Source organism: Shewanella sairae (assembly GCF_023283535.1).
GTDB classification, from domain to species: Bacteria; Pseudomonadota; Gammaproteobacteria; order Enterobacterales; family Shewanellaceae; genus Shewanella; species Shewanella sairae.
The window spans coordinates 1-17,417 of sequence record NZ_JAKILT010000046.1 but is presented as its reverse complement, the minus strand read 5'-3'; the positions used below and the strand labels follow the sequence as shown (position 1 = coordinate 17,417).

The window sequence follows — 17,417 nt, the reverse complement described above, 5'->3', positions numbered from 1 at the left end:
GCCTTCACTCTTTATTAAGTTATTTTTTTAAAAGTAGATATTTGAATTAAGAATTAATGAGTGCGGTGATTGAATGGATTTTATGGTAGATAGAAAAATCGAGAGTGGTGAGCCTGGCGAGGCCTTACAGAAGCCCGTCACGCGTATTATATCCAAAGGGAGCGCACTTACTCAAAAAGTAATCTATGTCTATTGTCCAAGTGAGCGTGAAAGTGAAATAAAGCAGATAGTAGAAAGCTACCCGTTTGAAACTATAGTTAATGATTATGCGCTTAATACTTATGAAAAAAAGGTTATTTGTCATTTTGAAAGCGCAAGCTTAACTAAGGAGCAAAGACAATATTTAGTTAAAGCGACTGAGTTAGGAGCTTGGGTTGAGCCTTTAGTGAGTTACTTAGATCATCGACTTGGATATACAGAAGTTAAGTTACTTCACAGCGGTTACTTTTTGCATCAAAAAGCATTTTCAATTTTGTCGACAAAAAGAACACAGTTATCGAAAAGATTCGTCGATATTACAGCTGCAGTCTGTTTAGCAATTATTTCATTGCCTGTATGTATTGTAACCGCATTGGCAATAAAATTAGAAAGTAAAGGTCCTATTTTATATAGGCAAAAGCGAGTAGGACAATATAACGAAGAATTTGAAGTTATTAAGTTTCGTTCAATGGGTACCGATGCTGAAAAGTCCGGCGCACAATGGGCTATTCAGAATGATTCTAGAGTAACTAAAGTCGGTAAATTTATTCGTAAAACTCGAATCGATGAATTACCGCAAATTTTGAATATTCTTAAGGGAGAAATGTCCATTGTCGGACCGCGTCCAGAACGTGAGGTTTTCATTTCGGAGCTTGAGAAAACAATCCCTTACTACCGTTTTAGACATGCAGTAAAGCCAGGAGTAACCGGTCTTGCTCAAGTAAGCTATCCATATGGTGCATCAGTTGAGGATGCAGTTTGGAAGCATAAGTATGATATTTACTATATAAAACATCACAGTACGTTATTAGATATTAAAGTGCTTTTAAAAACCGTAAAGGTAGTGTTGTTCGGTGCAGGGCGTTAGTTGTTCCAGCTAAACACTATGCTGAGTTAGTTTTAAGGTATGATAGAGCTTACTTTTTGACAAAAGTAAGCTGTCTTTTCTGAGCGATTACGCTCACAGTTCAGTAGAAAATATAAAGATGCAAAAGCAAGAAATTGAAATCGATATTAAAGAGTTATTCTCTTCTTTATTGCAGCAAAAGTGGTTGATTATTATCGTAACAGGGATATTTGCTATCGCTTCAATTTTGTTTGCAATATCTCAGCCTAATATTTACCAAGCAGAGGTGCTTTTAGCCCCAGTGGCAGAAGAGTCTCAGATGTCCGGCGCAGCAAGCCAACTTGGCGGCATTGCGGCTATCGCGGGTATTAATATTGGTGGTGGACAAGGAGCTACGCGAGTAGACCTTGCATTAGAAACATTGAAGTCTCGTACTTTTACAAACCATTTTATTGAAGAAAGAAACATCTTGGTTCCATTGATGGCGACCGAAGAGTGGAACAAAACAAGTGGTAAAGTAATTATTGACCCTACGTTATATGACGAAGCGACAAGTACATGGGTTCGTACTGTTGAAGAAGGAAAGTCAATCGTTCCGACAGCTTGGGAAGCGTATAAAGAGTTTACTTTGATTGTTGATTTTGAACAGGACAAAACCAATGGTTTCATTCGTTTAACTGTTCAATCTCAATCGCCTATACTTGCGCAAGAATGGGCTAGTTGGTTAGTTGACGATATTAACTTATGGATTAAGAAAGAAGATATTAGAGAGTTTAAAGCCAATATCTCTTATATTCAGAAGAAATTGATTGAGACTAATATTTCAGAAATGCAAAAAGTTTTCTATCAGCTTATTGAAGAACAAACAAAGAAGCTGATGTTAGCTGAAGTGCAAGAAGAGTACGTTTTTAAAACAATAGATCCAGCAGTAATACCTGAAGAAAAAAGCGAACCAAGCCGAGCTCTTATTTGTATTTTGGGTACATTCTTGGGTGGTTTCTTCGCGTTATTTATAGCTCTAATTCGTCATATTTTGCTTAGAAAGTAAATGAGCGCATTAGGTTATTTATCACAGAGAAGTCTGCTCTCTGGCTTTGTGATTTTTTTCCTCATCATGGGGCCATTTTCGATTACTGCGATGAACAAAATCAATGTTTTGATTTTGTTCGTTTTTTCTTCTTGCACCCTTTTTTTGAGTTTTCTTATAGGCAAAAAAATACGTTTTTGGCGTATATCTTCTATCCCTAGCTCACTCTATATTTCGAGTTTTATTATTTCCTTGTTCGCCATATTACTAACACGTGACTCTCTCACTGGAGAGTTCGTCAGTTCAGTCATATTTGGACGATTGTTTACTTTTTTAACTGTGGTTTTCATTGTCATTCTAGTCAATATGTGGCTTTCACAAGTGGCATTAAGTGAATTACAACGAGCACTCAAAATAGCCTTTGGCGTGGCCTTGTTCTTCGTGTTGTTAGGACATTGGCAATTTATAGGCAACCTTGTCGGTATTCCATTTTTTATAGAAACACGCGATTGGATGCATGGTGTCCCTAGTGCAATAAGATCCGTTGTACCTAGACGGTTAACTTCTATTGCTGAAGAACCCAACTTTTTGTCCCCCCTACTAATTGAGTACATTATTCTGGCAAGTTTGGTTATTGCGGGTAAAAAAACTAAATTGATTGCTTACGGGTTAGGCATATTTGTCATCATATTTTCATTTTCTGGCGGTGTGTACATAAATGCTCTCTTACTGGTGACATGCTTCGGGTTTCTGTCGTTATACCGGAGCCTGGTGAGTGGTCGTTTAAAAGGACAAGATTTAGTCTTTTTATTTTTAGTACTACTCGGTCTGAGCATTCTGTTATCTATTGGAGATATTTTGCTCGACTTCTTGTACTACAAGTTCCAAGGAGAGGCAGCAGGGCAGTCAGCAAGAAGTCAATTCCTGTCATCACTGGCGATGCTGATATCACAGAGCAAAGCGATGGAGCTCACTTTTGGGCATGGCATGGCAACAATGTCCGTTCTTACCGATTTTGGTTTGGCAAAAGAAGAGTTTTTATTCAGAATTACCAATAATTTTTACCTTGATATGATTTGGGAAGGTGGTTTTTTAGGCTTGACATGCGTGCTGCTATTTTTTGGTTATTTATTGTTTATAGGCTTTAGGCACTATTTAGACAATAAGTATTTTGAAGCTGGTCTGTTGTTAACCATTCATATGATGATTACATGTCTATATCGCTCAGAATACTTAAGTTCACACTTTCTGTGGGTAGTGACGCTTATATTTATATGCTACAAGCTGGGCTCTATGGCTGACTCTAACAATAGGGTCCAACGCTCCAACTTAGATACTCCTATTTCAAATTTGAAGGTACATTCATGAAGTTAGTCAGTGTATATTTGATTACACAAAACAGAAGCGCGTTATTAAAAAGAGCCTTAAAGTCGCTTTTTGTACAAGATTACCCAGAAATTGAAGTGATAGTTGTTGATGATGCCTCTAGCGATGATACAAGCGAAGTCGTGTCTGCATTACAACAGGAGTATGATTTTACCTATCTAAGAAACGACACCGTTTCAGGAGCGTGTTTCTCTCGAAACAGAGCTATCAATAGCGCCAAGGGCTATTATGTTACCGGTCTTGATGATGATGATTACTTTTGCGTTAGCAGAGTTTCAGAGTTAGTTGCAGCCTACGATGACCGGTATGCCTTTGTTTGCGCAAATGTACAAGAACTGATGGGCAATGGGGACCTTATTGGTCGCAACTTTGGTTTTCAGTCCGGTGAGTTTGGCCTTGAACAAATGCTAAATCATAACCTCGCAGGTAATCAAATTCTTACTACAAAAGCAAAGCTTCTCGCGATTGGAGGTTTTGACGTAGACATGCCAGCCTTTCAAGACTATGACACATGGGTTCGATTATTGCGGGTCACTCCATTAGCATTAAAGATTTCATCAAGAAGTTATGTACTTGAAACTGACCATGGCGGCGTGCGGATCTCATCGAGTAATAATAAAAAGCTGGCAGGTTACGAAAGGTTTATCAGTAAAAACATGGATATTATTTCGCCAAGCCAGCTTAAGTCAATGCATATAATGAAGTGTAAAGTATCAGGCGAAAAGTTCAGTTTTTCTGACTTGCTCAGTTATACACACAAGCAAAACTATAAATCTGCAATTAATTTATACATAGTACGTAATATGCCTTGGTTGAAACGCAGCTTAGATAGCTTAAAAAAAATGATAAGAAGTTGAGTATGAAAAGTAAAACGCTAACGGTTTTAATCGCGACTTATAATGAGCGAATTAAGCTATTGCATCGCGTTTTTGTCGAGGCGCATCCGTATATACGCTATATCGTAGTTCATCAAGTCGATGATGCACAAAACTATGACGATGTAGCTGAACAAATGTGCCAAGGTCGCAATGACATTGACTATGTACAATCTAAAACGACAGGCGTCACTAAAAGCCGTAACATAGCTTTGTCTTTGGTATGTAGTGATTACGCGGTTTTTATGGATGATGATGTGCGACTTGCTGATAATTTTTACGATACTATTATTGCAAGCTTTCAGTCATCGCCGGAATCGAGCGTATTAACTTTCCAAGCTGCCGATATTGAAGAGGGTGATTTACTGAAAAATTACCTGACAAAACAAAAGACTCATAATCGGATTTCAATTTTAAAGGTAGGGACTATTGAGGTCGCTTTTGACGTTAAAGCGGTCAAAAGTAGTGGTGCGACTTTCCCTGAGTATTTAGGCGCGGGAACCCCTTTACCTGCATGTGATGAGCCGGTTTTTCTTGCTCGAGTTATGTCAAAGGGACATGTTCTGACCTACGTTCCAGAAGTGATCGTTTTTCACCCTAAGCTATCATCAGGTAAAGAGTTTACAACAGCAAACTCATTGATATGTCGAGGGGTTGCTTTTAAAGATATTTTTGGAAGTGTTGTTTCAATTCCAATGATAGTTCTTTTTTACCTTAAAAATCGTTCTAAGTTTAAGTTAACAAACCAGTCTGCATTTTTAGCATTGTTTAAAGGATACTTTAAGTCTCAATTTAATGAGACTTTGTAATTAGTTAATATGAATAGTCCTCTCGTTTCAATTATAACGCCAGCTTATAATTGCAGTAACTCTATCGCGAAAACAATAGATTCAGTTCTAAATCAGACTTACCAAAATTGGGAAATGTTGATTTCGGACGACTGTTCTAGCGACGACTCTAGCAACAAAATTCAACAGTTTGCTGAGCTCGATAGTCGAATTAAGCTTATTCGTCGGAGTTGGAATGCCGGCCCTGCGGTCACACGTAATAGAGCGATCAGCGAAGCCAAAGGTCGTTATATCGCTTTTTTAGATGCAGATGACACTTGGTATCCTTCTAAGCTAGAGAAGCAAATCGCGTTTATGCAATCGAAGAAGATTGCCTTATCTTATACAGGTTATCGTCGCGTACATGAAGATGGTCGTGAACTCGGATTTGTTAATGTTCCTTCCAGTGTCAACTATACCGATATTCTTAAAACGAACAGTATAGGTTGCCTAACAGCATGTTATGACAGCGATATGCTTGGCAAGGTATATATGCCAAATATTGCGAAACGCCAAGATTTGGGCCTTTGGTTAAGAATTCTTAAGAAGGTTGAGGCAGCTTACGCACTAGAAGAGTGTTTAGCGGACTATTATGTTGGCGTATCAAGCGTTTCTGCAAATAAAGTTGTTGCGGCAAAATATCAGTGGCGGATATATAGAGATATTGAACGTTTATCTGTAGATAAATCGCTGTTTTATTTTATTGCTTACGCAACTAACGCGATACGTAACCGTATGTAATGTGTTTAAATTTGGTGTCTCGTAGACCAAATTGTATACCGATAATTAATATCCTATCTACTTTAGTAATAGTTGAGAGCCAAATCTTTACCTTAGAGTTGCTGTAAGGCCGTCAACATTGCTAATATCGGCATCAAAATTTTTTTAGGTAGTTACAAATGAAGCAAACTAAAAAGAACGGTTTCACACTTATTGAATTACTGATTGTTATTGTGATTTTGGGCTTACTCATGTCACTTGTTGCGCCAACAATGTTTTCTAAAGTGGGTTCAACTAAGACAAAAACCGCTGCTGTGCAGATGGAGATGATTGCGACTGCATTAGATACATACCGATTAGACATGGGGGATTACCCAAGCACTTTAAGTGAATTAAGAAGATCGGATAAGCCGCAGTGGGATGGTCCATACTTACCTAAAGATGTACCAATGGATCCTTGGAGCAACCCATATATTTATGCGGTCCCAGGTGAAAATGGCAACCCTTATACTATGAAGTCATACGGTAAAAATGGTGTCGCAGGTGGCGAAGGCGAAGATGCGGACGTAATTCACCAATGATAGACGTTAGACAGCTATTTCTAGAAGAGTTTAATGTCTCGTTAATTGACTTAGACAAAGCGGTCATATTCCAGAAAAAGTATGGCGGTCGGCTTGAACATATTTTAGTGAATATGGGCGCGCTGTCAGAAGACATGCTACCTGAATATTACGCTAAAGTATTAGGTGTTCAGTTACTCAGTAATGAACGTCTGCAAAGCATAGATATCGCGGAGTTAAAAAAGCTTAACGTTAATGAGGCTTTTATAAACTTCAACTGGTTTGCTATAGCCCAAACAAACAATGAGCAAGATTACTTGGTCATTGCTAGCGATCCTTTTTCTGCTGAAGCAAATGAATACATAAGTCAAAATGAACTTAACATCGAGTTGTTGGTTGCTTCTGAAGAACAAATTCAAGCGTTAAAGCAACAATACGTGCAACTCGGTACAGAATCGCTAGTATCTAGCGAAGAGCTGTCAGATGTCGAAGAAGATAGACTGAGAGAGTTAGCGGGAGAAGCACCTACGGTGAATCTACTTAACTCCCTTATATCTAGAGCGCTGAAGGCGCGCGCATCAGATATGCACCTTGAACCTATCGGTAATCGTTATAGAGTTCGCTTTCGTATTGACGGCGTCTTAAAAGAAGCCGACTGGATCCCGCCAAGAATGCGCTTACCCGTAGCCTCTAGACTGAAAATTCTATCGGGTATGGATATTGCCGAAAAACGACGTCCTCAAGATGGTAAAATCGGAATGAAAATTTCGAATGAAGATCTTGATATTCGTGTTTCAGTTTTGCCGCTACACGATGGCGAAAGTATTGTAATGCGTTTTCTAAGACAAGACGCAATCAGTTACAGTATGGAGATGCTCGGGCTATCTAAAGATATTGAAAAAAATATTCGAGAAGATATCGAGAAAACAGCCGGCGTGATTTTATTAACGGGTCCAACAGGTTCAGGTAAAACCACCAGTCTTTACACTTTCTTAAATGCTATCAATGATGAAACCGTTAAGATTATTACGCTAGAAGATCCTGTTGAATATCAGTTAGAGGGAATTAACCAGGTTCAAATTCAATCTAGCATTGGTTTCGACTTCTCTGCGGGTCTACGTAGTATCGTTCGTCAAGATCCAGACGTCATCATGCTCGGTGAAATTCGAGACAAAGAGACCGCCCAGATCGCCATGCAATCAGCATTAACCGGTCACCTAGTATTCTCAACAGTGCATACTAATGATGCATCCAGTGCCTATACGCGATTACTGGATTTAGGGGCTGAAGAGTATTTGCTTAATGCGGCAATTGTGTCAATTATTGCCCAGCGTTTGGTGCGCAAACTCTGTCCACATTGCAGTCAACCAGATGAAAACCAACAGCAATCTATCGCCAAATATGGATTACAAGCGTTAGCAGACGCCTATGGTACAGATATCCAGCTACATAAAGCGGTAGGTTGTGACCAGTGCTCAAATACAGGTTACCGTGGCCGCGTTGGTATCATTGAATACTTACGATGTGATGATGCCATTAAAGCGTTACCCAAGGATGAAAACTTTCCAAGTCATGCTGTACGCTTAAATCAACAGCGAGGCGGGCGCACACTGATGCAAGATGGATTTATAAAAGCAATCAATGGGCAAACCACTGTTGAAGAAGTGATACGGGTTGCAGGCTAATGGGGTTGTTTGAGTATAAGGCTTACGATAATACCGGAGCCGCAGTGAATAGCGAATTGAGTAGTCAATCTTTAGATTCAGCTAAAAAAGAATTGGCAGCCGAAGGTTTGCACGTTATCTCGATTAAAGAGAAAAGTGCGCAAGCGTCGCTGTCGTTATTTCAGTCTCAAAAGCTGAGCTTAGATGAACTTGAATTTATTACTTCTGAGCTATCATTACTTTTGCGCAGTGGTGTAAAAATTGATAAAAGTTTGCACATACTTAGCAAAGGTAAAGCCAATACGCCTTCTGGAAAGTTGCTCAACGAGTTATCGCAATCGGTTAAACGCGGTGAGTCGCTAGCAGAGGCGTTATCCAAGCACCCAGATTTTGACACGCTTTATGTTAACTTAGTCAAAATGGGCGAAGAAAGTGGCGAATTAAGTAAAGTGTTTGCTGGGCTCGCTCAAGATTTAATTTTTCGTAAAGAGCTAAAAAGCAAAATCTTACAAGCACTCACCTATCCGAGTGTTATTTTAGTGGTGTGTATATTAGCAATTGTGTTTGTATTTAACTTTATCGTGCCACAAATGGGCGGTTTATTTGAAGGCAATGACAATTTACCGATTTATACCCAGATATTGATTGATGCAAGTAAGTGGATGCAGGCATATCAGTGGTATCTTTTTGGTGGCATCATCGCTTTTATTATCGCTGTTAAAGTCGCCATTCAAAAAGGGCTTATTAACGACCTGTTAGATGAAACGTTAATTAAGCTGCCACTGTTTAAGTCAGCTATTCAGCAAATTGAGCGAATTCGATTTAATACCAGCATGGCATTAATGTTAGATGCGGGAGTTCAGCTTGATAAAGCGATTGAACTGGCTGCAGGTACAGTAAAAAATAAGTATCTTCGTGACGGCTTATTGTCAGCGAAAGCTAAAATTAAGCGCGGCGTTAGCCTCACTGAAGCCTTGAGTGCCAGCCCAATTTATCCTGATTTCTTTGTTTCTTTGCTTGAAGTGGGTGAAGAAAGTGGTCAGCTTACGCCGGTATTTGAAGAGATTGCTAATCGAAGTCGCAATGACTTTGGTAGCTGGACAACCAAAGTCACCAGCCTGTTAGAACCGTTAATGATATTAATGATGGGGGGGGTTGTCGGCTCTGTGGTCGTAGTCATGCTACTCAGTATTATGTCTGTCAATGATGGGTTTTAGATGGTAATTCGGTATAGGCGTTGTAATGCTATTTGTGTAAAACCAAAAGCTCAATCAGGGGTCACTTTGATTGAGCTTTTGGTCGCTATAGTCTTATTAGGTGTGGCAATCGCCTTAGTGGGTCCGTTTACGGTTAAACAGGTCGATAGTGCCAAAGCGCGTAACGAGCAGTTACAGCTACAACGCTGGATTCAGAAACAAAGCTCAAATGCTTTTACCAGTGAAAGCCCTATATTTCTTAGGTTTGACGGCAAAGCTGTTTTTCGCACGCTGTTGCCTGGCTCATCACTTTATAACCAAGAGGTTTTAGGTCAAGGCTCTGAGGTTGAAGGTTATGCAACTGACAGTGCCGATTACGGTACCGGCTATGGTGTGCAGTATGTGGCTGACGACAATAACGGTCGGCCAGCATTTGCTAATTTTGAGGAATTTTTAAATTACCAAGAAGGCGCAAATACAGGGTCTCACGTGACAGTGCCGCCAACGCTACTATTTAATCACCTCTTTTTTGAGCCACAAACACTAACCGTTAATAGTCATGGTTACATTGATGTGCAGTTTATCGAATATAACTATCGCGGTGTTCACAGAATAATCGATATTAATCAGCTTTTAGCCGGAGGGGAAAAGTGAGTCGTCGGCAAACGGGCTTTACCTTGATCGAAGTGCTGATCGCCGCAACGATTCTATTTGCGGTGATAGGCGTTGTCAGTCAAACCTATCGTGGAGCAACAATTTCCAGCGCTAAAGCGACTCGAAGCGCGGAGTTATTAGGTATCACGCCTTTGCTGCTGGATACCATTCGTTTTCGATTAAAGATGGAACCCAAGCTGCGAGCGGTTGAAGACGAAGGCGTCTTAAATGAGTTCGTATTTAACTGGCGAGCGCAAGTGACTCAAAATGGTGCGCCACCATCGCGTTTAAGCCCCGAAGATGGCGGGATGGTTTCCTTTGATAACAAGTTTTATTTATGGGATGTCGAATTAACCATAAGCAAAGATGATTACAGCCAAACTTTTCAGTTCCAAGAGCTGACATGGGGTACACAGTGAACCGTCTAAATGCTCACACTAAAGGTTTTACCTTAATCGAAATCCTAATTGCCATGTTGCTATTAAGCATGGTGATGTTTATTGGTAGCTTGAGCTTTTCGACTTTTAGTCAGCAATGGCAAAAAGATATGGGCACCTTCACAGAAGAAGTTGCCAATGCTAAAAACCTAGTGTTATTACAAAAAGCCATTAACGGTATCGCGAACTACATTGTTAAAGATACCGACGATGACCCAGCCTATTTCTTTAAAGGTAATGATAAGTACCTTGTGTTTATCACTAATAAGCCAGTATTTAGTGTGGGCCAACAAGCGCTAGTTAGATTAAGTGTCGCGGTTAATCAAGACGGCTCACAGCAACTTGTCTATGAAGAGTCGCCATTTGACCGCAACCCTTTGCTACGTATCGATGAGCTACCTCAATCAAGATTTATGCAAGTGTTGTTAACCGATGAACAGATCCGTTTTAACTATTATGGCTGGCAGGATCAACAACAACGATCTGCTTATTACGAAGGGGAGCCCACTTCACCTAAATGGATTAGCGAATACTTTGGTGAGAATAGCGGCATGCTACCTTATGCAATAAATATAACTTGGGGCAATAATGAACCCATTATTTTCCCCGTGCCAAACGATAATGCATACCAAATCATGTACACCAGTGAAAAAAGCACCGATGCCTAAATTTTTAAGCCTTCAAGACCACAGTTTGCAGAGAGTTCAGCATGTTGAATAGATATTGTCAGCACGGTGTTGCATTAATCCAAGTGTTACTCTTGACCGCTATTCTATCCATGATGGCTTTGCAGTTCACCTTATCGAGTCGTCAACAAGTCACCACAGCGACTGACTTGCAAAACAAGATGCAAGCCGAGGTTAAGCTACGCACGCTTGAGAGTAAGCTATTGTTTAAGCTATTAACGTTATCACGTAATGATGTCGATGATATTAGTAAACAGGACGAAATAGGCAAACTGTGGAATTTTTATGGTAAACCTTTTAGCGTAGGCTCAGGTGAAACCGTTACCATACAAGACGTCAATGGCTTGTTATCTGTGTACGGCGGCAGTAATGCTGCAGAGTTAGAAGCTTATTTAGTTTTGGTTGGGGCATCACCACAGCAAGCTAAGTCAATAGTGTCCAATATCAAATATTGGCAAGGCTTAGATCGCGACCAATACACCACTCAAACCGGTAATACCGTCAGGGGTAATTACCTATTAAACGTGGCTGAGTTAAACAGCATTACGGGTATTGATGATGCGCTTTACCAAAAGCTTGCCCCTGTGGTTACAACGTTACAAAATATTTTGTTTAACCCAATTACTGCCCCCTTACCTGTATTGCAAGTGCAATTAGCGCCGAATGTATATGAAGAGGTCGCGAGTTTAAGAAGCCAAGGATTGCTAACCAAACAAAGGTTTACAGAATTAACTCAAATTGAAGAAAACGACAGCATTACCTTTGTACCAGGAAGACGACTCAATATAGAAATTACCGCAAGTGTTGGCTCATCAGTGGCTAAGCGGGAGTTTACCGTTTATTTACGTCCTGAAAATCAGTTCCCCGTAGTTTGGTTCCAATAGCGAAACTAATTTGTAATCTGGGTCAATAAGCGAGTTGAATTTGCTGATCTTGGCTCACGAATCATGGATTTAATCTTCCTTTAACCGCATTTTGTTTTAATGCATGCTCTGTTGCTGGTAGTATGTGCCGTTATGTCAAAAAAATGCTATTAACCGAAAGCTAATTTAGCATTTGTTGCCAGCTTATGTGGCAATAAAGTTGATTTATTGGGCTGGGGTGGCGTTGCAATATTTAAATTAACTCGTTTGTCTAAATGATTTTTACTCGATACTTATAAAAAGAATTAATGATGCAAAGCGCAGCACAAAAACTGATTAGTAAGATTAAAACAACGGCCTTAAAGCAAGTCGTTTATGTTGATAACGCACACTATCATTTTCAAGTAAATGATAGTGTGCATGCTGATGATGCTGGTTTTTCACTTGTCACAGCAACCAGCAAGGCTGGTGAGCATCAACAGCGCAGTGAGACTGAGCAAGTAAGTAAGGCTAAGGTTGCCATTTTAAGCCGCAATTGTTACCGCGAAAAAATCGAATGGTATCCGATAACCAAAAAAATCGATTTGTTAAAGCTAGTAAAATTACAGGTTGAAAACGCACCAGCCAAAGTGCTGTTTATTATTGGAAAGTCGCAAAATGGCAAAACGCCAGTGACTTACTATCAACTTAATCAACTTTGTGATGGCATTAAAAGCTGGCTTTTATTACCTGAAACTTACTTAATTGCCCAGCAAAGTGGCACCGAAACCTTATGGAGCTATCAGACCCCATTTGCTCAAAATACTGTTTTTGTGGCTAAAGGCTTAGCGACTCCCGTGTCTGCAATAAAAGGCGGCATGATCCAAACGGTACAACAGTTCGCTTTGTCACAAGGGCTCGCCGCTGAACAAGTGCTGTCATTAAGCGCAGAACAACATGCAACAGCTCTGTATCAACAGCTGTCAAAGCTTTATCAAATGCCATTTATTGGCTTAATTAATAAAGCTAACTTTAAAGCTCAAAATAACAGCGCGCGATTAAAAAAGTTTGTATTGCCATCACTGGTGGTGGTCAGTGGCTATTTATTGTTAGCGGTGCAAATATCAGCTTACGAAGCACAAAGCGCCAAGCAAGCACTACAGCTGGCAACCAAAGAAGCGAACGTAGTGTTAAATCAATATAAAGATATCAATCAAATGATTGAGCGTTATCAACAGCTTGAGGGAAATACACCGCAAAGTACCGAGCTACTGGCAGTGTGGCAAGTGTTAGCGCCTATGTATGATCAGGGCGTTATTTTTAATGACGTGCAGCAAACCCAAAACCAAGTGACGATAAGGATCTCGGCAGAGTCGGCATCGCAAACATTGCAAATGTTATTAGGGCAGCCTGGAGTCGGCAGCGCTGAGTTTATTGGTTCTGTGCGTCGTCAAAGGGGGCTTGATGCTGCCACTATTCAATTTGCTATTTCACCTTTGGTATTGACGGATAACAATATTGATATCGCACAAACTCCCGCTAATGCCAACAAGGAGGTTTTATAATGCAAGATTTACTTAAGTATAAGCATTATTTAATCATGATTGGCATTCTGGTATTGGCTAAATTTGTCTGGGTGCCACTTTGGGACACCAAAGAGCAAAATTGGCAGCAGCAAGCGAGCACGCAACAAAACCTCAATAAAACACTGGCTTTATTATCGCTTAAAGATGAAATGGCGAAAAAACAGCGACAAATGGCTAACAGCTTACAATTAACAGAATCCAAGTTTGCCGATACCACAGATGTCACCAGTTATAAGCTGACGGCGCAATCAGAACTGGAGTCTTTGTTTAAGCACAATCAACTGGTGATTAGCTCGTCTAATTGGCGCGATGGTATTGCAAACGATGACATTCAAACTTTGCTATTAGACATTCGCTTCACCGGTGAGTTGAAAGCATACTTGCAGTTTTTACAGCAACTAAAAGCCAAACCTGAATTAAGCAACGTTAGCCTTGAGTCAAATCAATTGACTATTCGTGGCCAAACTAAACATAAATTGGGCTCTGTTAACGGTCAGATTTCATTAAAGCTAGCTGTCAAATTGTTAACTGAGGAGGCTGCATAATGTCAACGACAACGATTAGCCCTAACAGCAAATTAACCTCACTATTGGCAGGTAAGTTTACACTCTTTAGCTATTGTTTGATTTTTCTTCTGTTAATGGTTATCAGTGACTATTTATTTTATAAGTCTTCCGGTCAGTTAAAAGAGTCCAACCTGCTGCCACAGTTACCACAGGTTAATCAGTCTGTATCAACTGCCCACAGCGGTTTAGACGTACTTAGCTTGTACAGTCAATTTGACCAGCCTAAAGCGGAAGTCGTTGAAGTGGTGGACGATAAGTCCAATCAAATTGAAGAGCAGAGCATGTCGCTTGAACTGCAAAACCAGCAAAGCGGTCTGCTTGATAAACTCTATATCGGCGATGCCATATATCGATTAAGTGGTATTGTGCAGACAGATAAATATAAAGCAGCACTGAGCGTTCGTTATCTGCAACAAGCTGGCGAAGCATCTGCTAATCCGATTGGAAAGCTCGATGTAGCGGAGTTAGATTCAACTGGCGCCAATGTGGCTAAAGGTAGCCAGCATATGAGCTTATATGTAGGAGGCAAGCTTGCCCACTACCAGGTTGAATCGATTGATAGTAAACGCTTAGTGTTAAACGATAATGGCCGCCGACTATGGTTACAGCTGTTTGTGCCAACTCGCATCAACAAAGAAGCCGAGCCAAAGGCAGGAGGGGTGCTGAGTGACAGTCAGTAATACTCAATATATCAGCTAAAGCTGCTTAAGCTGCAATTTGCTAACAGCATATTAAGTTAGCTCTATATATAAACTAGCGCTCGATAAATTAATCTAAGTTGATAGCGCTAGTCATCAACATATAACAATCGACAGTTAACAGCAGGTGCTTAACGAGTCACCGCTGGTGATGAAAAGTCGAAAATCGATAGTTGGAAATTTGAATGATTCAGCAAAAACAAATGCCGCAAAATAAAATGCCGCAAAATAAACAATTTAGTGGCGGACTTAGCCCGATAATTACCGGTATTGAAAAGTCGACTGCAGTAATTCAGTCGTCAAAGTTAACTAGGCTGTCTATTACGACTGCCGCATGTGTCGGCATGATGCTGTTGAGTGGTTGTGCAAGCTTAGAGTCAAGGCAAGATAAAAACCGCAAAAATATTGAGCCATCCTACTTAATCAATACTAGTGTCACAGAGCAAACTGCTGACAACACACTGGCTGAAGCCGATAACGGTATGCCAGTCATGCCTGGACAAACATCGCTGACTCGGGTGCCATCACTGGCTAAAGCGCAAGTGGGCTTTAATAATGATGATGCCATCGCAGATGGATTTTCAGCTACGCCAAGTTTGACCATTGCCGCCGACAACATGCCGTTAACGGATTTTCTGCACTACACTTTTGGTGATTTATTACAATCGAGTTACGTGCTTGGCGGCGAACTTTCAGATTTATCAAGTACTGTAACCTTAAATATTCAAAATGAGATTAGCCCTAAAAAACTCTATAGTTTAACTGAAAAGCTACTTTTAGAGCGCGGTGTTGGCATTATGCGTCAAAACGATGTGCTCTATATCAGTTTAATAACTAAAGAGGGAAGCGATTCAATTGCTGTTGGCTATGGTCGTAAACCCAGCACTGTACCTAACGCACTAAATGTACAGCAAATTGTTCCACTTCGGTATACGATTAACAACACGACAATTAAAACCTTACGTGATATTGCTGGTGTTAAAGCGACAGCAGATATCAGACAAGGTGTTATGTTTATTTCTGGGCGTAGAGAACAAGTTATTCGAGCTTTAGATCTGCTGTCAATTTTAGATGCACCCGGCAGCCGAAGCGGCAATATTGGGTTTTTGAAATTAACATTTATTGATACCGATACTTTTATCGACTCTATTACAAATATTTTAGTTAATGAAGGGATCATGACGGGGGCTAATACCGCGGACAATCGTGTGTCTTTGGTGCCTATATCGCAACTTGGTGCAGTGGCAGTATTTGCCAGTGAGCCTGATTTTATTCAGCGCATTGAGTTTTGGGCGAAACAGTTAGACCAGCCTGCAAAAGGTAATGAAAAGCAGTACTTTGTTTATACACCTAAGTTTGCTCGGGCTTCAGATCTGGGCGAAAGTGTTTCAGCGTTAATTTCAGGGCGCAGTGCATCGACGCAAAAAGCAGAGAGGGCCAGTACCGATAAAGCGGCGGCAATTGAGAACCGTGCACCTAGTACAACGGGCACATCTAGCGCCAGCAATGAAAATATTAATATGGTGGTTGATGAGCGCTCAAATGCATTGATTTTTTACTCATCAGGCCCAGAGTATCAGGCGATATTGCCATTGGTTGCAAGACTTGATGTGATGCCAAAGCAGGTGATTTTAGAAGTGTCTATTGCCGAAGTCACCTTGACCGATGAATTCAAGTTTGGCGTGGATATGGCGTTTAGCTCAGGCAAGTTTAGCTTTAGTAATACCCATGGCGCCGCAGATATTGGTGGCAGCGTATTAAGCTGGGCATCAGGCGGTAACAAAATCGACGCCCAGGCATTTGAAAGTAATAAGTGGGTTAACGTGTTATCTAAGCCAAGCTTATTAGTCCGTGATGGTGTTGCGGCCAGTATTCAGGTCGGCACCGATATTCCGGTAGTGGGTAAAACAACAACTGATCCGGTAAACGGTGTCACTAAATCGATTGATTACCGTAAAACCGGTATCGATGTCACTGTGACACCGACGATTAACGCCCAGGGCGTAGTGATTATGACGATTCAGCAAAATAACTCGAATCAAGTTGATGGCGGCGCAGATGTTGAAGGTAACCCACAAATTTTTGAGCGCAGCATCGACACCGAAGTGGTGGCAGAAAGCGGGCAAACCGTGATTTTAGGCGGTTTAATCAGTGAAAACGCCACCGATAATCAAGCCGGTTTACCATGGGTAAGCAAGTTACCATTAATTGGCGCACTGTTTGGTACCACAACCCAAAACACCGTTAGAACCGAATTGGTTATTATGGTAACGCCGAAAGTCATTACCCGCACCGACGAGTGGGATGATATAAAAAGCAGCTTAACCCAAGGCCTTAAATACTTAGAGCTTAACTAAGCCGCGGTAAAGTTAGGTTAAGTTAGCTGAAGCTCAGCCTATTCAATTTGCAAAGCCCAACCTGTATATAACATTATGTAGGTTGGGCTTTAGCCCGACAACAGCCACACTAATCTAAATCCCACGTTCATCAACGCTGCATATTGTCGGTATAAATGCCGACCTGCGAATAACCCATATACCAATAACGCGCATATCCTTGTAGGTCGGGCTTTAGCCCGACACCCATATTAAATCGAACAGTGTAGGTCGGGCTTTAGCCCGTCAATAGCTACGCAAATCTAAATTAAT

At 40.7% G+C, this 17,417-nt stretch carries 17 protein-coding genes; all 17 read left to right on the top strand.

What is annotated here, in order from left to right:
* The first annotated feature begins 82 nt into the window (after nt 1-82).
* The 17 genes from L2748_RS17140 (at nt 83) to L2748_RS17060 (ending at nt 17,126) form a co-directional block, all read left to right on the top strand.
* A complete protein-coding gene (locus L2748_RS17140; protein ID WP_373317227.1) occupies nt 83-1,066 on the top strand; it encodes an exopolysaccharide biosynthesis polyprenyl glycosylphosphotransferase in 984 nt (327 codons plus the stop codon).
* 118 nt (nt 1,067-1,184) lie between these two features.
* Nucleotides 1,185-2,093, top strand: coding sequence for a Wzz/FepE/Etk N-terminal domain-containing protein (locus tag L2748_RS17135; protein ID WP_220782422.1), 909 nt, complete (start codon nt 1,185-1,187; stop codon nt 2,091-2,093).
* Nucleotides 2,094-3,440 (top strand): hypothetical protein, encoded by a 1,347-nt coding sequence (locus L2748_RS17130; RefSeq protein ID WP_220782420.1) that lies wholly within the window; start codon nt 2,094-2,096, stop codon nt 3,438-3,440.
* Nucleotides 3,437-4,315, top strand: coding sequence for a glycosyltransferase (locus L2748_RS17125; protein WP_220782419.1), 879 nt, complete (start codon nt 3,437-3,439; stop codon nt 4,313-4,315). Before L2748_RS17130 ends, L2748_RS17125 begins: the two co-directional genes overlap by 4 nt.
* A gap of 2 nt (nt 4,316-4,317) precedes the next feature.
* Nucleotides 4,318-5,142: a glycosyltransferase family A protein gene (locus tag L2748_RS17120; protein WP_220782418.1), complete on the top strand. Its 825-nt coding sequence runs from the start codon at nt 4,318-4,320 to the stop codon at nt 5,140-5,142.
* A gap of 9 nt (nt 5,143-5,151) precedes the next feature.
* Complete coding sequence (locus L2748_RS17115) at nt 5,152-5,901, top strand: glycosyltransferase family 2 protein (RefSeq protein WP_220782416.1); 750 nt, start codon at nt 5,152-5,154, stop codon at nt 5,899-5,901.
* Nucleotides 5,902-6,059: 158 nt separating this feature from the next.
* On the top strand, nt 6,060-6,461 hold the full coding sequence (gene gspG, locus L2748_RS17110; RefSeq protein ID WP_220782414.1) for a type II secretion system major pseudopilin GspG: 402 nt from the start codon (nt 6,060-6,062) through the stop codon (nt 6,459-6,461).
* Nucleotides 6,458-8,125, top strand: a complete 1,668-nt coding sequence (locus tag L2748_RS17105; protein WP_220782413.1) for a GspE/PulE family protein — start codon at nt 6,458-6,460, stop codon at nt 8,123-8,125. The genes gspG and L2748_RS17105 overlap by 4 nt, the downstream gene beginning before the upstream one ends.
* Nucleotides 8,125-9,321 (top strand): type II secretion system F family protein, encoded by a 1,197-nt coding sequence (locus L2748_RS17100; RefSeq protein ID WP_220782412.1) that lies wholly within the window; start codon nt 8,125-8,127, stop codon nt 9,319-9,321. Before L2748_RS17105 ends, L2748_RS17100 begins: the two co-directional genes overlap by 1 nt.
* A complete protein-coding gene (locus L2748_RS17095; protein ID WP_373317226.1) occupies nt 9,322-9,954 on the top strand; it encodes a type II secretion system protein in 633 nt (210 codons plus the stop codon). It begins immediately after the preceding gene.
* Nucleotides 9,951-10,373, top strand: coding sequence for a PulJ/GspJ family protein (locus L2748_RS17090; RefSeq protein ID WP_220782409.1), 423 nt, complete (start codon nt 9,951-9,953; stop codon nt 10,371-10,373). The genes L2748_RS17095 and L2748_RS17090 overlap by 4 nt, the downstream gene beginning before the upstream one ends.
* Entirely contained in the window at nt 10,358-11,059 is a 702-nt protein-coding gene (locus L2748_RS17085; protein ID WP_248957719.1) for a pilus assembly FimT family protein, read from the top strand. The genes L2748_RS17090 and L2748_RS17085 overlap by 16 nt, the downstream gene beginning before the upstream one ends.
* Before the next feature lie 41 nt (nt 11,060-11,100).
* Nucleotides 11,101-11,961, top strand: coding sequence for a type II secretion system minor pseudopilin (locus L2748_RS17080; RefSeq protein ID WP_220782407.1), 861 nt, complete (start codon nt 11,101-11,103; stop codon nt 11,959-11,961).
* A gap of 290 nt (nt 11,962-12,251) precedes the next feature.
* Nucleotides 12,252-13,484, top strand: coding sequence for a hypothetical protein (locus tag L2748_RS17075; protein ID WP_220782406.1), 1,233 nt, complete (start codon nt 12,252-12,254; stop codon nt 13,482-13,484).
* Nucleotides 13,484-14,050 (top strand): hypothetical protein, encoded by a 567-nt coding sequence (locus L2748_RS17070; protein WP_220782404.1) that lies wholly within the window; start codon nt 13,484-13,486, stop codon nt 14,048-14,050. The genes L2748_RS17075 and L2748_RS17070 overlap by 1 nt, the downstream gene beginning before the upstream one ends.
* Nucleotides 14,050-14,751 (top strand): hypothetical protein, encoded by a 702-nt coding sequence (locus L2748_RS17065; protein WP_220782403.1) that lies wholly within the window; start codon nt 14,050-14,052, stop codon nt 14,749-14,751. The genes L2748_RS17070 and L2748_RS17065 overlap by 1 nt, the downstream gene beginning before the upstream one ends.
* Before the next feature lie 203 nt (nt 14,752-14,954).
* Nucleotides 14,955-17,126, top strand: a complete 2,172-nt coding sequence (locus L2748_RS17060) for a type II secretion system protein GspD (protein WP_220782402.1) — start codon at nt 14,955-14,957, stop codon at nt 17,124-17,126.
* Nucleotides 17,127-17,417: the final 291 nt, after the last annotated feature.